Source organism: Sphaerisporangium flaviroseum (assembly GCF_039537005.1).
Classification (GTDB): Bacteria; Actinomycetota; Actinomycetes; order Streptosporangiales; family Streptosporangiaceae; genus Sphaerisporangium; species Sphaerisporangium flaviroseum.
This window is the reverse complement of record NZ_BAAAZR010000002.1, coordinates 714,043-732,574: the sequence shown is the minus strand read 5'-3', so window position 1 is coordinate 732,574 and position 18,532 is coordinate 714,043. Positions and strand designations below refer to the sequence as shown.

Annotated in this window: 12 protein-coding genes; 10 read left to right on the top strand and 2 right to left on the bottom strand. The window is 68.5% G+C overall.

The window, feature by feature from the left end:
* Positions 1-86: 86 nt before the first annotated feature.
* From ABD810_RS09420 to polX, 4 genes are all read left to right on the top strand, one after another.
* The gene (locus ABD810_RS09420; protein WP_344936868.1) at positions 87-4,358 is read left to right on the top strand and encodes an nSTAND1 domain-containing NTPase; all 4,272 of its coding nucleotides are present in this window, start codon (positions 87-89) and stop codon (positions 4,356-4,358) included.
* Between the two features lie 284 nt (positions 4,359-4,642).
* Complete coding sequence (locus ABD810_RS09415; RefSeq protein WP_344936865.1) at positions 4,643-5,695, top strand: hypothetical protein; 1,053 nt, start codon at positions 4,643-4,645, stop codon at positions 5,693-5,695.
* Positions 5,696-5,794: 99 nt separating this feature from the next.
* Entirely contained in the window at positions 5,795-6,082 is a 288-nt protein-coding gene (locus ABD810_RS09410; protein ID WP_344936862.1) for a hypothetical protein, read from the top strand.
* Positions 6,083-6,164: 82 nt separating this feature from the next.
* On the top strand, positions 6,165-7,850 hold the full coding sequence (gene polX / locus ABD810_RS09405) for a DNA polymerase/3'-5' exonuclease PolX (RefSeq protein ID WP_344936860.1): 1,686 nt from the start codon (positions 6,165-6,167) through the stop codon (positions 7,848-7,850).
* 237 nt (positions 7,851-8,087) lie between these two features.
* Here polX and ABD810_RS09400 read toward each other — a convergent pair whose 3' ends face one another.
* Positions 8,088-8,858 (bottom strand): FadR/GntR family transcriptional regulator, encoded by a 771-nt coding sequence (locus tag ABD810_RS09400; RefSeq protein ID WP_344936858.1) that lies wholly within the window; start codon positions 8,856-8,858, stop codon positions 8,088-8,090.
* 143 nt (positions 8,859-9,001) lie between these two features.
* Here ABD810_RS09400 and ABD810_RS09395 point away from each other — a divergent pair, with 143 nt between their 5' ends.
* The 4 genes from ABD810_RS09395 to ABD810_RS09380 all read left to right on the top strand — a co-directional run bounded on the left by ABD810_RS09395 (position 9,002) and on the right by ABD810_RS09380 (position 13,310).
* Positions 9,002-10,279, top strand: a complete 1,278-nt coding sequence (locus ABD810_RS09395) for an ABC transporter substrate-binding protein (protein WP_344936856.1) — start codon at positions 9,002-9,004, stop codon at positions 10,277-10,279.
* Between the two features lie 163 nt (positions 10,280-10,442).
* Positions 10,443-11,270, top strand: coding sequence for a carbohydrate ABC transporter permease (locus tag ABD810_RS09390; RefSeq protein WP_344936854.1), 828 nt, complete (start codon positions 10,443-10,445; stop codon positions 11,268-11,270).
* The gene (locus ABD810_RS09385) at positions 11,270-12,097 is read left to right on the top strand and encodes a carbohydrate ABC transporter permease (RefSeq protein WP_344936852.1); all 828 of its coding nucleotides are present in this window, start codon (positions 11,270-11,272) and stop codon (positions 12,095-12,097) included. The genes ABD810_RS09390 and ABD810_RS09385 overlap by 1 nt, the downstream gene beginning before the upstream one ends.
* A 1-nt stretch (position 12,098) precedes the next feature.
* Positions 12,099-13,310 carry a mandelate racemase/muconate lactonizing enzyme family protein gene (locus ABD810_RS09380; protein WP_344936849.1) on the top strand — a complete coding sequence of 404 codons (1,212 nt, stop codon included), beginning with the start codon at positions 12,099-12,101 and terminating at the stop codon, positions 13,308-13,310.
* Positions 13,311-13,321: 11 nt separating this feature from the next.
* Here ABD810_RS09380 and ABD810_RS09375 read toward each other — a convergent pair whose 3' ends face one another.
* Complete coding sequence (locus ABD810_RS09375; RefSeq protein ID WP_344936847.1) at positions 13,322-14,797, bottom strand: lectin; 1,476 nt, start codon at positions 14,795-14,797, stop codon at positions 13,322-13,324.
* A 590-nt stretch (positions 14,798-15,387) separates the two neighbouring features.
* On the opposite strand from ABD810_RS09375, the gene ABD810_RS09370 reads away from it, so the two are divergent.
* Both ABD810_RS09370 and ABD810_RS09365 read left to right on the top strand, forming a co-directional pair.
* Complete coding sequence (locus tag ABD810_RS09370; RefSeq protein ID WP_344936845.1) at positions 15,388-16,776, top strand: extracellular catalytic domain type 1 short-chain-length polyhydroxyalkanoate depolymerase; 1,389 nt, start codon at positions 15,388-15,390, stop codon at positions 16,774-16,776.
* 193 nt (positions 16,777-16,969) lie between these two features.
* Positions 16,970-18,421 (top strand): lectin, encoded by a 1,452-nt coding sequence (locus ABD810_RS09365; RefSeq protein ID WP_344936841.1) that lies wholly within the window; start codon positions 16,970-16,972, stop codon positions 18,419-18,421.
* Positions 18,422-18,532 lie beyond the last annotated feature (111 nt).

Here is an 18,532-nt window from a genome sequence, read left to right as displayed (position 1 = left end):
CGTGAGCGTGCGGGAGCTGTAGCGGAAACAGCCGGCACGGCGATATCCGGGTACCAGCACTCTCCGAACCCGGTTGGTGACCTTTGATGGCTGCCGATGCCGAGCGACCGCGCGATGATCCGGTGCGCGGGGTCCGGCAGGAGGCGCGAGAGGGCGTGGCGGTCGCGCTGGCCCGGGTATCAGCGGCCGGGCTGGCCAGGATGACGCCTCCGGCGCTGCTCGCCCTGCTGTCCGCCGGCGCACTCACCCCGCTGGCGCTGGTGGCCCCCGACCAGGCCGGACTGGCCTGGCTCGGCGTGGCGACCGGGGTGGGCACCAACGTGCTCAGCCAGGTGATCGGCAACGGGGTCGCGGCGCTGCGCCGGCGTACCGCGGCGAAGGAGCCCGCGGCGCGTGAGGTCGAACAGGAGCTAGCGGAGCGGATCGAGGACATACTCGCCACCGACACCGCGCAAGCCCGGCAGCTGCGTATCGCGCTCGCCGCGGTGCTACGCGAGATCGATGCGGCGAGCATCGCGCTGGAGCTGGCCGTCGACAGCGGCAACCGCACGCTGCAGACGCAGATCAACGCCGCGTTCGTCGCGCTGAGCGGCGAGTTCGCCGAGTTCGGCTTCCTGCTCACCGGCATTGACCGCGCCGCCAGCGAGATCCAGCGCACCCTGCTGCGCCAGGACGCCGAGCGCCGCCACGACCGCAGCCGCATGCGCATGCAGTCCGCCCAGCTCATGCTCATCCGTGAGGAGCTGGCCCTGCTCAGGCGGGACCGCTCGGCCGGCGCCCATACAACGCGGTGGGACCAGGGGAGCCCCTACCGGGGGCTGTTGCCGTTCGAGGCCGACCACGTCCCGATCTTCCACGGACGCGAACAGGTCACCCGCCTCCTGCTGGGCAAGCTGTCCGAACGGCTGAGCGAGCAGAGCGTGGTGATGGTCACCGGCGTCTCCGGCGTGGGCAAGTCGTCGCTCCTGCGTGCAGGGCTGCTGCCCGCGCTGGCCAGGGAGATGCTGCCCGTCGCAGGCTCGGCCCGCTGGCCGTGCCTGCTGCTCACCCCAACCAGGGCGCCGCTGGAGGAGCTCGCGGCGCACCTGGCCGCCCTGAGCCATCTGGACCCCGTCACGGTACGCCGGAGCCTGGCCGACCACCCCGCTGACGCTCACCTCCTCCTACGGCAGGCCGTCCTGGCCTCCGATGCCGGCGAAGCGGCGCGGATGGTGCTTGTGGTCGACCAGTTCGAGGAGGTCTTCACGCTCGTTGAGGAGAGCGCCCAGCGCGAGGCGTTCATCACCGCGCTGACCAGCATGGCCACCACGCCCATGGGCCCCGAGGCGCGAGCTCCCGCGCTGGTCGTCATCGGTGTCAGGGGGGACTTCCTCGACCGCTGCGCCGCTTACCCGGTCCTGGCCGAGGGGTTGCAGGAGGGCCAGGTCGTGGTGGGCCCGATGACCGAGCCCGAGCTGCGCAGCGCCATCACGAGTCCGGCGGCCGCCGCCGATCTGCAGCTGGAGCCCGGCCTGGCGGATGCAGTGCTGGACGAGCTCGGATCCCGCGACGGCTACGGCGCGGGCGTACTGCCGCTGCTGTCACAGGCGATGCTGGCCACCTGGGAGAACCGCGAGGGCGACCTGCTGACCGTCCGCGGGTATGGACGGGGCGGCGGTGTCTGGCAGGCCGTGCAGACCAGCGCCGAGGCGGTCTTCTCGGGGCTGACGGAGGAGGAGCGGGCCACGGCCAGGCGGCTGTTCCAGCGCATGACCGTGGTCTCGGGCGACGGACGGCTCGCCCGGCGTCGCTTGCCCAAATCGCAGCTCGGCGAGCCGGTCGCGGACGCGGTCGTGGACGCCTTCGCCACCAAGCGGCTGATCGTCGTGCACGGCACCACCGTGGAGATCGCCCACGACTGCTTGCTACGTGCCTGGCCGCGGCTGCGTGAGTGGCTGGAGGACGACCAGGCAGGCCGGATCCTGTACGGCCAGCTGCTTGCCGACGCGGGCGACTGGGAAAGGCACGGCAGGGACTCCTCGTTCCTCTATCGCGGGACCCGGCTGGCCGCAGTCCGGCAGGCGCGCGCGGGGTGGGAGGCCGATCCCGGGCGCTATCCACCTCTCGAACGGACCGTGGCGGAATTCTTCGCGGCCTCCATCCGTGCCGCCGGCCATCGCAGGCGCTGGATCCGCTTGGGAATCGCGGTCTTGAGCGGGCTGACGCTGGTCGCCTCGATCGCCGCGGTGGCGGCCGTGCGGTTCGCCGGCGAGGCGGAGAACCGGAGCCTTCAGGCGCTTTCCAGGCAGTTGTCGACGCAGAGCACCGTCCTGCGTGACACGGACCCCGTCGCCGCCGCACTGCTCGCCGTCGCCGCCTGGCGGATCGCCCACACCGACGAGGCGCGCCACAGCATGCTCAACGCGCTGGCCGCTCCCTCGCGCGGCGTCCTGGCCGGGCACGCGGGCAGGGTCACGTCCCTGGCCTTCAACCACGACGGGAACATGCTGGCCAGTACGGGCGAGGACCTGACCGTACGGCTGTGGGACGTCGGCGCACGCAGGCAGATCGGCGACCCTTTGCCCGGCCACAAGGACATCGCGGGGAAGCTGACGTTCAGCAACGACGGCACCACCCTGGCCGGTAGCGGCGACAACGGAGTGGTGCTGCTCTGGGACGTCGCCGCACGCAAGCAGATCGGGCGGCTCGAGCACGGGGGCGGCATCGAAGACCTGGCGTTCAGCCCGGACGGCGGCATACTGGCCACCGCCGGGAACGACGGCACCATACGGCTGTGGAAGGTCTCCTCAGGCAAGCAGATCGGGCAGCCGATGCGCCACGGCAGGTCGACGGTCTACGCGGTCGCGATCGATCCCGGCGGCGAGGTCGTGGCCGGCGCCGGGAACGACGGCACCGTGAGCCTCTGGAACATGGTCACCCATAAGCAGATAGGCCGGCGGATCGCCGCCACCGGCTACCAGACCGTTCAGGACGTCACCTTCAGTCCCGACGGCACCATGCTGGCCACCGGCGCGCAGGACGGCACAGCGCGGCTGTGGAGCACCGCCACGCACGAGCAGATCGGTGCATCGATCATCGTCAGCCGCGACAACCAGGTCTCCGAGGTGGCCTTCAGCCCCGATGGGACGACGCTGGCCACCGAAGACTATGGCGGCGGTGTGCGCCTGTGGAGCACCACCACGCATGAGCCGCTCGGCGAGCCCCTGACCGACCCGAACGAGAAGATCTTCGACGTCGCGTTCAGCCCGGACGGATCGATGCTCGCCACCGCGGCGAACTGGATCGACTACGACAACGACAACGACAACGACAGCGGTCACGGGAATGGCGTCGTGCGCCTGTGGGATCCCACCATGTTCCGGCCGACAGGCCCTCCCCTGGCCGGCCCGAACGGCTCGATCGGCTGGGTCGCCTTCAGCCCCGACGGCACCACGCTGGCCACCGCAGGCCGGGCCAAGGCACTCCTGCTGTGGGACCTGGCCGGCCGCAGGCAGATAGGCCCGCTCAGCGGTCTTGGCGATTGGCCCTGGGCCATGGCGTTCAACCACGACGGCACCCTGGTGGCCGGCGCCGCGCGAGGAACCGTGCGGCTCTGGCGCACCGCGACCCGCACGCAGATCGGCGCGCCTCTCGCCGCCACCCGCACCAGCATCCTGGACTTGGCCTTCAGCCCCAGCGGGACCACGCTGGCCGTCGCCGACCAAGACGGCATTGTGGGCATCTGGGACGTCACTACCCGTAAGCGGGTGGGCGCGCCGATCAAGGCCGCCCCTCTGGATGTCCACGGCCTTTCGTTCAGCCGGGACGGCACCATGCTGGCCACCCTGGGCGGGGATCGCACTGCCGCCCTGTGGGACACCGCCACATATCGGCGGATCGGCGACCTGTCGGGGATGCCTACGGTTCATGAGCTGGTCTTCAGCCCCGACGGCAGCACCCTGGCCGGCGCCGCCGAGGACGGTACCGTGCGGTTGTGGCGGGTCGCCACGCGCGTACAGGACGGACCACCCCTGATCGTCAGCCGGACCGTCCAGGCGAGAAGCGTGGCCTTCAGCCCAGACGGAACCGTCCTGGCCACTCGCGACGACAACGGCGTCGTGCGCCTGTGGGACACCATGATGCGCAGGCAGGTCGGTATGCCCCTTACCAGCCGGGGCGGCATCGGCTCGATGGCCTTCAGCCCTGACGGAACCCTGCTGGCCACCACGACCGACGACGACACAGTGCAACTGTGGAACGTCGGATTCCCCGCCGATCCGGTCTCGGCCCTGTGCGCGCTCGCCGCCCGCCCGCTCAGTGAACAGGAATGGCACCAGTACCTGCCGGACGAGCAGCCGTACCAGCGCGTCTGCCCCTGATCTGGAACACATTCACTACCCGGTCCACCTTCACGATGAGCAGGGCTCCGGCCCGGATCAGCAGAGTGTCACCGGATCCACTCTTCGGGACGCTGCCATGGCCCCGACTCCACGCGGTGAGTGCACGGCGGTCGTTCAGGGGTTCACCCGCCGGCCCAAGCGATCATCGCTCCGGGGCGTGCGGCCACTTGAGCGGGCGTAAGGATTTGATAAGAAACGCCGGCGGAGACGGCACTTACGATGATCACGACATCCTCTCGCGCCCTTCCGAAGGGAACTTCCGCATGCGCCAATCCCTCCGCCGTCTCATGGCCACGTCCATCGCCTCGATCGCGACCATGTCCTTAGTCACGCTCACCTCGCCGCAGGCCGCGTCGGCGAGTACGGCGGCGCCCCTCCGCGCCGTCCACCTCGGCACCCTCGGCGGCACGTGGAGCATCGCCCGAGCCATCAACAACCGCGGTCACGTCGTCGGCGACAGCCCGGTGGAGGCGGGGGAAAGCCACGCGTTCCTCTGGAAGAACGGCAAGATGACCGATCTCGGCACGCTCGGCGGCATGACGAGCTTCGCCTCCGGCATCGACGACGACGGCCGCGTCGTCGGCTGCAGCGAGTTGCCTTCGGGCGAGTGGAGCCCCTTCCTGTGGCAGAACGGCACGATGACCGACCTCAACGCACACGGCGCCCCGGGTTACTGTGACGCGGCCGTCGCCCGCGGCCACATCACCATCAGCTTCGCTCCCACCCCCGGCTTCACCGAGTTGCGCGCCGTCCTGCTGTCCGGCGACGTCAAGACCGTCATCGACCTGCGCCCCGGCCTGGTGTCCAACGCCGTCAACGACCACGGCCAGGTGGTCGGCGCCGACAACTACACCGTTAACGAGGACGGCTACCCGCAATCGACGTACCGCGCGTACCTATGGCACAACGGCACCGGCCGTGCCCTCGGCACGCTCGGCGAGATGAGCACCCCCAGCGCGATCAACAATCTCGGCCAGGTGGTCGGCAACTCCGACACGGCCGACGGCGACCGCCGGGGGTTCTTCTGGCACGGCTCTTCGATGACCGCCCTCCCGCTTCCCGCCGACGTGTCCAACGCCGGCGCCGACGCCATCAACGAGCACGGCCAGATCGTCGGCAGCTTCAGCAAGCGTGGTGAGTTCTACGGCTTCGCCGCTCTGTGGCCCACCCCCACCTCCCAGCCCCGCACCCTCCCCGTGCCCGCCCAAGTGAACTCCTCCCAGGCCCACGACATCAACGACCAGGGCTGGATCGTCGGCACCCTCGACTACCACTGGACCACCGGTCTCCGCACGCAGGCCGTCATCTGGCGCTGACCCCCACACCGCCACCCCGCCGCCGCACCACACGATCCCGTCCACCGGAAGGTAAATCGAGCCCACGGCCCGTCGACCGAGTATCAGCGAGGCGGCGCGGTGTCCGCGGGGCTCGGCACGGTCCTGGCCGCCTCGGTGCTGCTGCCGGCCGGCCCCGCGCAGGCCACGCCGTACTCCTGCTACGACCGCTACACCGCGCACTCGTACTCGGTCACCTGCGTGAACGGCACTGGCGAGTACCGGGCCAAGGTGAAGTGCTACAAGATCGGCGGCACCTCGTACGTGACCAGGTACGGTAAATGGCTCCAGACCCACATCGTGGCATGGTCCAACGCCGTCTGCACGAGCAACGAGGACCCCACGTCCGGCACCTGGGAAACCCGCTGACACCGTAGCCTGCGTGAGGGCGACCCGCGGCCCCGCGGGTGGCCCTGCGGGATTGTCAGCGGGGGTCCGTAAGCTGATGCCCATGGGGCGGGCGAACGATGACGCGGCTGCGGCGCTGGAGGAGTATGCCGATCTGTTCGCGATGAGCGGCGGTGACGCCTTCCGGGTGCGCAGTTATCAGAAGGCCGCCAAGGCCATCGCGGGATATCCCGGGGACATCTCCCGGGTGAACGTCCGCGAGGTGCCCGGCGTGGGTGAGGCGATCGCCAAGAAGGTGGAGGAGTTCCTCCAGCGCGGCAGCTTCCACCAGCTCGACGACCTGCGTATTCAGGTGCCCGAGGGGGTGCGGAGGCTGACGCGCGTCGCCACCCTCGGGCCGAAGAAGGCCGTCTTCCTCTACCGCGAGCTCGGCATCGACTCCCCAGAGGCGCTGGCCGAGGCGATCCGCGAGGGCAGGCTGGCGGGGCTCAAGGGCTTCGGGGCCAAAACCGAGGAGAACCTCCTCAAGGGCATCGAGCAGCTCCAGCAGGCCGGTGAACGCGTGCATCTCGGCGTGGCCATGGATGTCGCCGAGCAGATCATCGCCTCGCTCCCGGCCGAGAAGATCGCCTACGCGGGCTCGCTGCGCCGGATGAAGGACACGATCGGCGACATCGACATCCTGGCCGTCGGGCCGGAGACGCTGATGGAGGAGTTCAAGCGGCAGCCGTACGTCGCGGAGGTCATCGCGAGCGGAAACCTGAAGACCTCGATCCGCACCACGCGAGGCCTCCAGGTCGACCTCCGCCTGGTGCCGGCCGAGTCGTGGGGCGCGGCGATGCAGTACTTCACCGGTTCCAAGGAGCACAACGTACTGCTGCGCGAGATGTGCGTGAAGCGCGGCTGGAAGCTGTCGGAGTACGGCCTGTTCGAGGGCGAGACCGTGATCGCCTCCAAGACCGAGGAGGAGATCTACGCCGCCCTCGGCATGCAGTGGGTGCCTCCGGAGATGCGGGAGGACGGCGGCGAGGTCCGGGCCGCCCTGCGCGGAGAGCTTCCCGAGCCGGTGACGCTTGGCGACCTCAAGGGCGACCTGCACACCCACACGAACCTCACCGACGGCATCGCCACCCTGGAGGAGATGGTCGAGGCGGCGGCCGGGCGCGGGTACGCGTACTACGCGGTGACCGACCACGCGCCGAACCTCTTCATGCAGCGCATGACCCACGAGAAGATGCTGGAGCAGCGCGCCCGGCTCCACCGACTTCAAGACGAATATCCGCATATGCGGCTTCTGCACGGCACGGAGCTCAACATCGCGCCCGACGGCACCGTCGACTGGCCCGCCGAGATCCTCCAGGGCTTCGACATCTGCGTGGCCTCGGTGCACTCCCACTTCACCCAGTCCCGCGACGAGATGACCCGCCGGTTCATCACCGCCTGCGAGAACCCCGACGTCCACGTCATCGGCCATCCCACCACCCGTAAGATCGGCAAGCGCCCTCCGGTGGACGCCGACTGGGAGGCCGTCTTCGCCGCGGCGGCGCGCACGAACACCGCGCTGGAGATCGACGCCTACCCCGACCGCGCCGACCTTCCCCCCGACCTGGCACGGCTCGCCCGCCACCACGGCGTGAAGTTCTCCATCGACAGCGACTCGCATGCCGTGCCGCATCTCGACAACATGCGGTTCGGCGTCGGCATCGCCCGGCGCGCCTGGCTCACCACCGACGACGTGATCAACACCTGGCCCCTCGACCGCTTGCTGACCTTCCTCGGCCGCACCTGAGGTGACCGGACGGCTCCCCCGCCGCGTCGCCGTTCTCCCTCAGGCCGGTCCTGCAGCGCCGTTCTCCCTCAGGCCGGTCCTGCAGCGCCGTTCTCCCTCAGGCCGGTCCCGCGGCGCCGGCCCTCCGTTGATCGGCTGTGAGGACGGCGCTCACAGCGGTCCTCTCCGCACGAGGTTCCCCCTGAGATCGCGGACTCCGAAGTCCCAGGGTGCGCAGTCCTCCCTCCGCTCCTGGCGTCAGCGTCGCAAACGCAGGGGATCGCCTGGTCCGTTACGGCGGACGAGCCACGCATCGGTGATGTGCGTGAACATCGCCTCGGCGGCGCCGTCGGGGTCATGGGCGGCGATGCGCTCGTAGACGCGACGGTGGCCGAGGTTCGACGCCACGCACATGGCCCGCTCGGTCTTGCCCATGTACCGGGCGGTGTTGATGACCTGGTTCTCCAGCGAACGCACCACGCCCCGCGCGATGCGGTTGCCGGACGCTTGCATGATCGTGTCGTGGAAGGCCCGGTCGACGCCGGCGTAGGTCACGGGGTCGTCCACGAGCTCGTCCATGCGATCGACGAGCGCACGCAGCCGCTCGACGGTGTCCTCGCCCGCGACGCGAGCGGCGACGTTCGCCATGTCGGACTCCAGCACACGCCGCGTGACGACGACGTCGTCAAGGATCGCGAGGCTCTCATCCACCGCGATGGCCGCCTCGAGGACGAACTCGTCGAGCATGTTCCACATCGCCGGCGCGGTGACCATGGTCCCGGTGCCCTGACGGACCTGCACGAGCCCCTTCTCCTGGAGGATCTTCACGGCTTCCCGGACGACGGTCCGGCTCACCAAGAAGGTCTCACACAGCGCGGGCTCGGCGGGGAGCGGCGTTCCCGGCGGGTGCACTCCGCGGACGATGCGCTCCACCAGCTCCGCTGTCACCGCCCTGGCGAGATTGGCCGGCCGTCGCACCCACGCGGGAGGGATCGCGACACTTTCGGGCGATTCCTGCGATGCCGTCATATTCCCTCCGGCCGCCGCGCACGGCGCCACTGATCTCCGTTGCAGTATATGTCATATGTGTGTTGACGTCAGACGTCATACGAGTTACGTTTCGCCCTAGTTGGCCGGGCGAGCCGGCCGCCCACTGGAAAGCGAACACGTCAATGCGGCAACGAACACTTCTGCCGGTCGTCCTGTTAGCGGGGCTGACCCTGGCCGGCTGCGGAAGCGCCACACGGACCGAGCCCAGCACGACGGGCGAACCCAACAAGGCCGCGAAGATCGTGGTCTGGGACTGGAAGTCCGGTGAGAAGACCGCGGCCACCTACCTCGCGAAGGCGAAGGCCGACTTCGCCAAGAAGCATCCCGGGGCCACCGTCGAATTCGTGGCCCAGCCGTTCGATCAGTACTACACCCTCCTCGGCTCGGCCATCCAGTCCAGCACGGGTCCCGACGTCATGATGTTCAACGGGGGTGGCCAGATCCGCGACCGCGTGAACGCGCTGCTGCCGCTGGACCAGTACGTGGCCGGGGACAAGGAGCGGCTGGCGGGCTGGGACGCGTTCAGCAAGGACGGCAAGGTCTACGCCGCGCCGGTGACGTTGCAGGGTCATCCGGTCTACTACAACAAGACGCTGTACGAGAAGGCCGGGCTTGACCCGGCGAGCCCGCCCAAGACATGGGACGACCTGGTCGGCGCCTGTGCGGCCATCAAGAAGGCGACCAAGGCCGATTGCTTCGCGCTCGGCAACAAGGAGGGCATCGGCATCGAGTTCTTCGTGTCGGGCCTGGGCTCGGGAATCCTGACGCCACAGGAGTACGACGACTGGATCGCCGGGAAGCGCGACTGGAAGTCGCCCAACGTGAAGCGGATCTTCGAGTTGTGGAAGGAGGCCAACGACTCGGGTCTGAACAACAAGGGGGCCAACTCGACCGCGATGTTCAACGACTCCTTCGCGATCTTCGATGCGGGGAAGGCCGCCCACATCATCGGGCTGATGTCCGACGTGGGGCACTGGAAGGACTTCGGCGAGTTCCTGGGGGCCGACAAGGTCGGTGTGATGCCCGCCCCGGTCGTCACCTCCGGCTCCGGCCCGAACATGCCCTACGACGGTGGTATCGGCTACGCGGTCGCCAAGTGGACCAAGGAGCCGGCGCTGGCCGCCGACCTGGTGCGCTCACTCACCTCGACCGGCGCCCTGGCCTCCTTCTCCTCCGACGCCGGCGCGATCGCGTCCGACACCACGATCGACGTGCCGCAGGGCGCCCCGGCGGTCGGCTCGATCGTGGCCACTCTCAAGGACGGCAAGCCCGCCCTGCATGTCGCGTTGTCCTCCAAGACCATCGATCTGATGAGGAGACTGTCCCAGCAGTTGCTGAGCGGATCGGCGACCGTCGACAAGGTGGTGGAGCAGCTGGCCGCTTCCGACAAGGCGAGTTGATCACGTGCCGATCGGAGGTTCGTCACCGTTGGTCCGCCCGGACTCCGCCGGGCGGACCGGCGGAGCGGAAGCCACGCGGCGAACGCGTGGTGGCGCCACCAGGGCCGGTTCTCGCCGGGCCCCCCGCACACTGCGTACCGAGCGCTTCGCTCCATATGTTCTGGTGGCTCCAGCCGTACTGATCATCGTCACCCTGCGGTTGTGGCCGCTGCTGCTGGGCGTCAACTTCTCCTTCACCGGTGACGGTGAGAACAACGGGACCGCGGTCGGGTTCGCCAACTACGTGGAGTTGCTCCAGGATCCGTTGTTCCAGGGCGCCCTGCGCAACGTCGGGCTGCTGGTGCTGCTGCTGCCCGTGGCGGTGGCCATCCCCGGCCTTCTCGCGACGTTCATCTACCTGCGCGTGCCCGGGCACCGGTTGTTCCGGAGCGTCTATTTCTTCCCCGCCGTGCTGTCACCGGTGATCGTCGGTGCGATCTACAACCTCCTGCTCGCCTTCGACGGCCCGTTGAACGACCTCCTCGGGAGGGCCGGCCTCGGCCCGGTCGACTGGCTCGGCGACCCGGGTGTCGCCATGTTCGCGGTCGTCGGTGTGCACATCTGGGCGACGTTCGGCATGGCCCTGGTGGTGTTCCTCGCGGGCTTCGCCACCCTGAACCCCTCGCTCCTGGACGCCGCGCGGGTGGACGGCGCCACGCTGCCGCAGGTCATCTGGCACGTGATCATCCCAGGACTGTCCCGCACCATTCAGTTCGTCTTCGTGACCACGATGATCGGGATGCTGACGTCCATGTTCGGCCTGCTGTACGTCATGACCGCCGGCGGCCCGGAAGGGTCCACCTACCTGCCGGAGTACTACATCTGGCACGAGCAGGGACAGATGAACCGCCCCGCGCTCGCCTCGGCCGCCTCGACGGTTCTCTTCTTCATCATGCTCATCGTGGGGCTGGCGCAGATGAGCGTGCTCCGGCGCTCCGGGAGGGAGGACTGATGCCCGGCAGGCGTTTGAGCAAGTGGGTGGTCGCCGTTCCGATGGCGGTCCTCGCGCTCGCGACGATCTATCCCCTGGTGTTCACCGCCAACGTCGCCATGAAGACCCGGCGGGACTACATTCTCGACCGGTTCTCCCTGACCGGCTCCCTGAACTGGGACAACCTCGTCACGGCATGGACCAGCGTCGGCATGGCACGATACTTCGCCAACTCACTCGTCGTGGTGACGGCCTCGGTGATCCTTCTGCTGCTCCTGGGGTCGATGGCGGGCTTCGCGCTGAGTCAGCTGCCGTTCCGCGGCTCCAAGGCGCTCTTCCTGGGGTGTCTGGCGGCACTGTTCATCCCGTTCCAGGTGATCATGGTGCCGTTCGCCCGGGTCATGGCCGACAGCGGTCTCATCGACACCTACCCCGGACTGATCCTGGCCTACGTCGCGCAGTTCCTCCCCTTCACCGTCTTCCTGATGACCAGCTACTACAAGACCATCCCCCGGGAGATAGTCGACGCGGCCAGGATCGACGGGAATACCGTCTACGGCGTGTACCGGCGGATCATGCTGCCGATGGGGACCCCGGCGCTGCTCTCTGTGGGTATCCTCGACACCTTGTTCTGCTGGAACGACGTGCTCATCTCCCTGCTGATGATGCCGTCGGCCGACCATCGCACCCTCATGGTCGGGGTCACCTCGCTGCGTGGACAGTATTCCGACGACATCCCCACCTTCGCCTCAGGGGTTCTGATCGCCGCCGTACCCGTCTTGATGATCTACCTCTTTCTCCAGCGCCAGATCGCCGACGGTGTCACCGCCGGTTCCACGAAGGGCTGACATGCGTATCACGGGGTATCGCACGTTGACGACGGTTCAGGAATGGGGCCGTCCGGTCGGTGACGCCAACGGTCTGTTCGCCGACGGCGTGGTCACGGTGCCCATCGTCATGGTCGACACGGACGAGGGGATAACCGGCGTCGGCATCGGGCCGCACGGTGGGCTCGACACCGTCTTCGCCGCCATCGAGGGCGAGGATCCGCGTGGCGTGACGGCGCTGTACGACCGCATGCTGCGCCAAACCTTCAAAGCCGGCCACGCGGGAGCGGTGTTCGGGACCATCGGCGCACTCGACACCGCCCTTTGGGACATCAAGGCGAAGGCGGCCGGTGAACCCCTCTGGCGCCTGCTGGGCGGAGGTGACAGACGGGTGCCCGCGTACGCCTCGGGCCTGGATATCGGCCTGACCGACGACGAACTCGTCTCGGTCTACCAGGTCTACGCCCAGTACGGCCTACGGGCGGCCAAGCTCAAGGGCGGCCTCGACATCGAACGGGACCGGCACCGCCTGAACCTGGTGCGGGAGGTCCTCACCGAGGCAGGGCACGGAAGGCGGCCGGGCCTGATGCTCGACGTCAACGAAGCCTGGTCTCGCAAGCAGGCGGTCCGGCACGTCTGCGAACTCGAACGCACCCTGGATCTCACCTGGATCGAGGAGCCCGTCCGGCGGTGGGACGCCGAGGGCCTGGCCGTCGTAGGCAGAGGGATCCGCGCGTCGGTCGCCACCGGGGAGAACCTCACCGGGCTGGAGCAGTACCGGCCGCTGCTGGCCACCGGCGCCGCGGACATCGTCCAGGCGGCGGCGGTCTGGGGCGTCACCCATTTCCTCCGGGTGTCCGCACTCGCCCACGCCCACGATGTACCGGTCAGCCCGATCGGCAACACCCCGGTCGCCCTGCTGCACGCCGCGACGTCGGTGCCGAACCACATGGTCAGCGAGCTGCAGGATCTGGAACCGCCGCTCGGGGTGACCCTCGACCTGTACGTCGAGGACGGCGCGTTCGTCCTCGGGGACGCGCCCGGTCTCGGCCTCACGATCCACGAGGACACGATCACCGCTTTCACCCACCGGTCGAACACTCTGACGGCCGACAGCCCCAACGTCCGTCCGGAGCAAGCCGGCCGGCGGCTGCTGGCGGTGGGGCATGTCGTCCCGGGCCGGCCGGCGGAGGCCGGCGTCGCCCGGGACGAGGTGGCGGGTAGGTTCGTGTGATCGTCGACGGATCAGGTGCGGGTCCAGCGTTGGTTGGCGCCGCCGTTGCAGGACCAGATGACGAGTTTGGTGCCGTTGGCGGTGGCGTTGCCGGGGACGTCCAGGCACTTGCCGGAGCCGACGGCGGTGATGCTCCCGTCGGCGTTGAACCGCCACTGCTGGTTGTTCTGCCCGTTGCAGTCCCAGATGACCACCGAGGTGTTGTCGGCGGTGCCCTGGTTGTACACGTCCAGGCACTTGCCGCCGTAGACCCGCAGCTCACCTGAGCTGGTCGCCGTCCACTGCTGGTTGCTCTGGCCGTTGCAGTCCCAGATCTGGGCCTGCGCCCCGTTGGCCTGCGAGGCACCCGTGACATCCAGGCACCGGCCAGAACCCGCACCCCGGATCGCACCCGTGCCCGGAGAGGGGGAGGGAGAGGGGGAGGGAGAGGGGTCTGGGCTGACGGCGTTCAGTGCGTTGAGGACGGCGGTGTAGGCGGGTTTCTTGTTGAAGTTGCCGTCGAACAATAGGGGCGTGTCACCACTGCGCCAGGAGTATTTGTCGGTGATACCCCAGACGGTGATGCCGGTGCAGCGGGGGACGGCCATGCAAGCCTGCGTGACGCGGCGGTAGGAGTCGGCCTGGCCGGTCCCCGAGCCGCCGATGTCGAGCTCGGTGATCTGCACGTCGACGCCGAGGGCGGCGAACTGCTGGATGTTCTGCTGGTAGTTGCCGGGGACCTGTCCGAAGTGCGACTGCAGGCCGACGCAGTCGATCGGCACGCCGCGCGACTTGAAGTCGCGGACCATGTTGTAGACGCCACGGGTCTTGTTCGCGTTGGCGTCGTCGATGTTGTAGTCGTTGTAGCAGAGCTTGGCGGCGGGGTCGGCGGCCCGTGCGGCGCGGAAGGCCTCCTCGATGAAGCCGTTGCCGAGCCTCTGCTGGAAGATCGAGCTGCGCAGCGTGCCGACCGCGCCGCCGTCGGCGAACGCCTCGTTGACCACGTCCCAGGCCAAGATCTGGCCCCGGTAGTGACCCATCACGCCGTTGATGTGGTTGATCATGGCGTTGCGCAGGTCGTTGCCTTGCAGGTTCTGCACCCAGCCAGGGGTCTGGGCGTGCCACACCAGCGTGTGCCCGCGGATCTTCATGTTGTTGCTCCGGGCGTTGGCGACGATCCGGTCCGCCGAGCCGAAGCTGAAGGAGCCGCGGGAGGGTTCCGTGGCGTCCCACTTCATCTCGTTCTCGGCCGTGACCGAGTTGAACTCCCGGTTCCACGTCGCCACGTACGTCGCGTCATTGAGATGACCCGCCGCCACCGCGGCCCCGTAGTACCGGCCGCTCTGCGCGGCCGCCGCACCAAGAGTGCCGGCGGCGGCATCGACCGGCGCGGGCAGGACCAGCGCCGTGAGCACGCCGAGCACGCCGAGAGCACCGGCGGCGAACGCCCGGCGGGAACCGGCGGATGCTCGCCGCGCTCCAGGCCGGGGTATGGCGTTCACGCCCATGACTGAACCTCCACTCTGAGAGATCGAAGGACGATTCGGTGAGAGATCGAGGGATTCGACGCCGGGTCGCAGCGACAGGACGCATGACGAACGGCGTCACAGAGCACGGCCCCTGCCCGCCACCACCGGATCGACAGGAGACCGCTCGGGGACTCAGTGTGGAAATATGTATGAAACATGTCAAGCGTTCTGGATGACGGGATCACGTCAGAGGGACCGGAGCCACACGCGCGCGCCGCTTCGGCTCTCGTCGCGGCCCGTATCGCGAGAAGCGACCACTAGCTGCGACAACCCGTATAGGAGTGAAATTTTCAGCGCAGCACATCCTCTGGAAGGGGCGCGTGCGCGGCTGGAAACCGTGGTCGAGACCTATGCGACAGGTGGTTTCCCGGATCGATGAGAAGGCTTAAGTCTTGACAGGGTCCGTTCCGTCGTATTAGCTCCGCCGCACCACCACCCATGACCATCCCGGCGATAGGACCTCAGCCTCGATAGCTCTTGTTAGCGCTAACACATACGTGGCCACGACCGGTCGCCCGGCGTGGTCGTGGCCCGGCCCTCACCGCGACCGAGCCGCCACGGATCTCCCGATGACGAAAGGGCACGGCGTGAAACTGACGATCAGAGCCATGCTGGCGACCGCCGCCTCGCTTCTGGTGGCCGCGAGCATGCTCCTGGCGATCCGGCCGGCCGCGGCCGCGTCGCTGACGCGGGTGACGAACTTCGGGAACAACCCAACGAACCTGAACATGTACTGGTACGTCCCCAACAACGTCGCGGCACGCCCGGCGCTACTGGTAATGGTCCACTTCTGCACCGGCTCCGCCGGCGGCGTCTTCAACGGCGTCGGCCATGACTACGTGACCGCGGCCGACCGGTACGGGTACGTCATCGTGATCCCCGAGGCCACCCGCGAGGGGCACTGCTTCGACGTCTCCACCCCGGCCGCACTCAGGCGCGACGGCGGCGGCGACTCGACCGGGATCATGTCGATGGTCGCCTACGCCCGGCAGCGCTACAACGTCGACCCCGGCCGCATCGTGGTCAGCGGATTCTCCTCCGGCGCGATGATGACCAACGTCCTGGCCGCCCAGTACCCCGACGTGTTCACCGCCGCCGCCGCGTTCTCCGGCGTCCCCGCGGGCTGCTTCGCCACCACCAACGGATCCCTGTGGAACAGCCAGTGCTCCGGCGGGAACCTCATCAAGACCCCCCAGCAATGGGGCGACCAGGCCCGCGCCATGTACCCCGGCTACACCGGCCGCTACCCCCGCATGCAGACCTGGCACGGCACCACCGACACCACCCTCGCCTACCCCAACTTCGGCGAGCAGATCAAACAATGGACCAACCTCAACCAGGTGAGCCAGACCGCCGTCTTCACCGACAGCCCCCGATCCAGCCTCACCCGCACCCGCTACGGCGGCACCGGAAACCAGCCCCCCGTCGAAGGACTCAGCTTCGCCGGCTACGGCCACTCCCTGCCCCTTGACGGCATGTTCCCCTACGCCCTCGCCTTCCTCGGCCTCGACGGCACCACGTCACCGACCCCGACCTCCACGCCCACCCCGACCCCCACCCCGACCTCGTCGGGCCCGGGTGCGATCCGGAGCGTGAGTTCTGGCCGGTGCCTGGATGTCGCCGGTGTCTCATCGGCCAATGGTGCGCTTGCCCAGATCTGGGACTGCAACCGGCAGACCAACCAGCAGTGGACGCCGACCACCTCCGGTGAGCTGCGGGTGTACGGCAACAAGTGCCTGGACGTGTCCGGCCTCGGTACCACGGACGGCACAGCGGTGCACATCTGGGACTGCACCGGGGCGAGCAACCAGAAGTGGCGGTTCAACTCCGACGGCACCATCACCGCCGTCGGCGCGAACAAGTGCCTGGACGTGCCGAACAACTCCACCGCCAACGGCACCAAACTCGTCATCTGGTCCTGCAACGGCGGCGCCAACCAACGCTGGACCCGCACCTGACCCCGTCACCACCACGCCGAGAGCGGCGTTCCGGTACCTACGGCGAGGCCGTGCGGTCCCCAGGGCGCGACCGCTCCTCAGCGCTCCTTCCCTCCAAGGAGTAGGAACAATGCAAACCTCATCCGTTCTCTCATCGGGCCGCGCGGACCGCGGACGTCGCCCGCGGACGGCCGTCGCCGCGGGGGTGATGGCGGTGCTCGCGACCCTGTACGCAGGCATGCTCACCTGGGCGGCGCCGGCCTCGGCCGCGGCGGCGCCCCTGGTCAGCGCCGCTTCCCAGCGCTGTCTGGACGTAAGGGGCAACGTCGACACGCCGGGCACCGCGCTGAACATCTGGGACTGCACCGGCCAGGCCAACCAGGCGTTCGAGTTCACCTCCGCGGGCGAGTTGCGCACGTGGAACGGCACACGGTGTGTGGACGCCTACAACAACCAGACCACGCCTGGCACGCAGGTGGTCATCTGGTCCTGCAACGGGCAGGCCAACCAGAAGTGGCGGCAGAACTCCGACGGTTCCATCACCGGTACCCAATCAGGCCTGTGTCTGGATGTGAACCAGGCGGGCACCGCCAACGGCACCGCGGTCATCCTGTGGACCTGCAACGGACAGAGCAACCAGAGGTGGAGCGTCGCCGGAGGCGGCAACCCGACCCCGACGCCCACGCCTACCTCCCCCGGCGGCGCGCGCCCCTGCGACATCTACGCCTCGGGTGGTACGCCGTGTGTCGCGGCGCACAGCACGACCCGGGCGCTCTACGGCGCCTACAGCGGGAACCTCTACCAGGTCAGGCGCTCGTCCGACAACACGACCAGGAACATCGGCGTCCTGAGCACGGGTGGAACCTCCAACGCCGCCGCCCAGGACTCGTTCTGCTCCGGCACCTCGTGCGTCATCACCGTCGTCTACGACCAGTCCGGGAGAGGGAACGACCTGTGGTACCAGGGGTCGAGCGTGGTCCCCGGCTCCCCCCAGAGCAGGCCCGCGACCGCCACCACCGAGTCGCTGGCCGTGGGCGGCAACAAGGCCTACTCGCTGTACATCAACCCGGGCAACAGCTACTGGCGGGACGGTCACCTGACAGGTGTCCCGACCGGCGCCGCGCCCGAGGGCATGTACATGGTGACCAGCGGCACACATGTCAACAGCGGCTGCTGTTTCGACTACGGCAACAGCGAGACGACCAGGAAGGCCGACGCCGCCGGCGCCATGGACGCGATCAACTTCAGCAAGCAGTGCTGGTTCGGTGGATGCTCGGGAACCGGTCCCTGGGTCCAGGCGGACCTGGAGTGGGGGCTGTTCCCAGGAGGCAGCCAGTCGTGGAACCCGAACCAGAGGGCCTTCACCAGCAAGTTCGTCACGGCCACGCTGAAGAACAACGGGACGACCCGGTTCGCGATCAAGGGCAGCAACGCGCAGTCCGGGAGCCTGTTCACTCTCTGGGACGGCGCGCTTCCCCCTGGATACAACCCCATGAAGAAGCAGGGAGCCATCATCCTGGGCAGTGGCGGTGACTGCTGCAAGCCCGACGGCGGCGCCAACCTCAGCGCGGGAACCTTCTACGAGGGCGCCATGGTCGCGGGCTACCCGTCCGACGCGACCGAGAACGCGGTCCAGGCGAACATCGTCTCCGCCGGCTACCGCTGAGCACGACGTCGTTCCCAATCGTCTCCGCCGGCTACCGCTGAGCACGACGTCGTTCCCATCGGACCGGATGATCCGCTCGTGTGAGCGAACGCCGGCCACCCATCCCCCGGG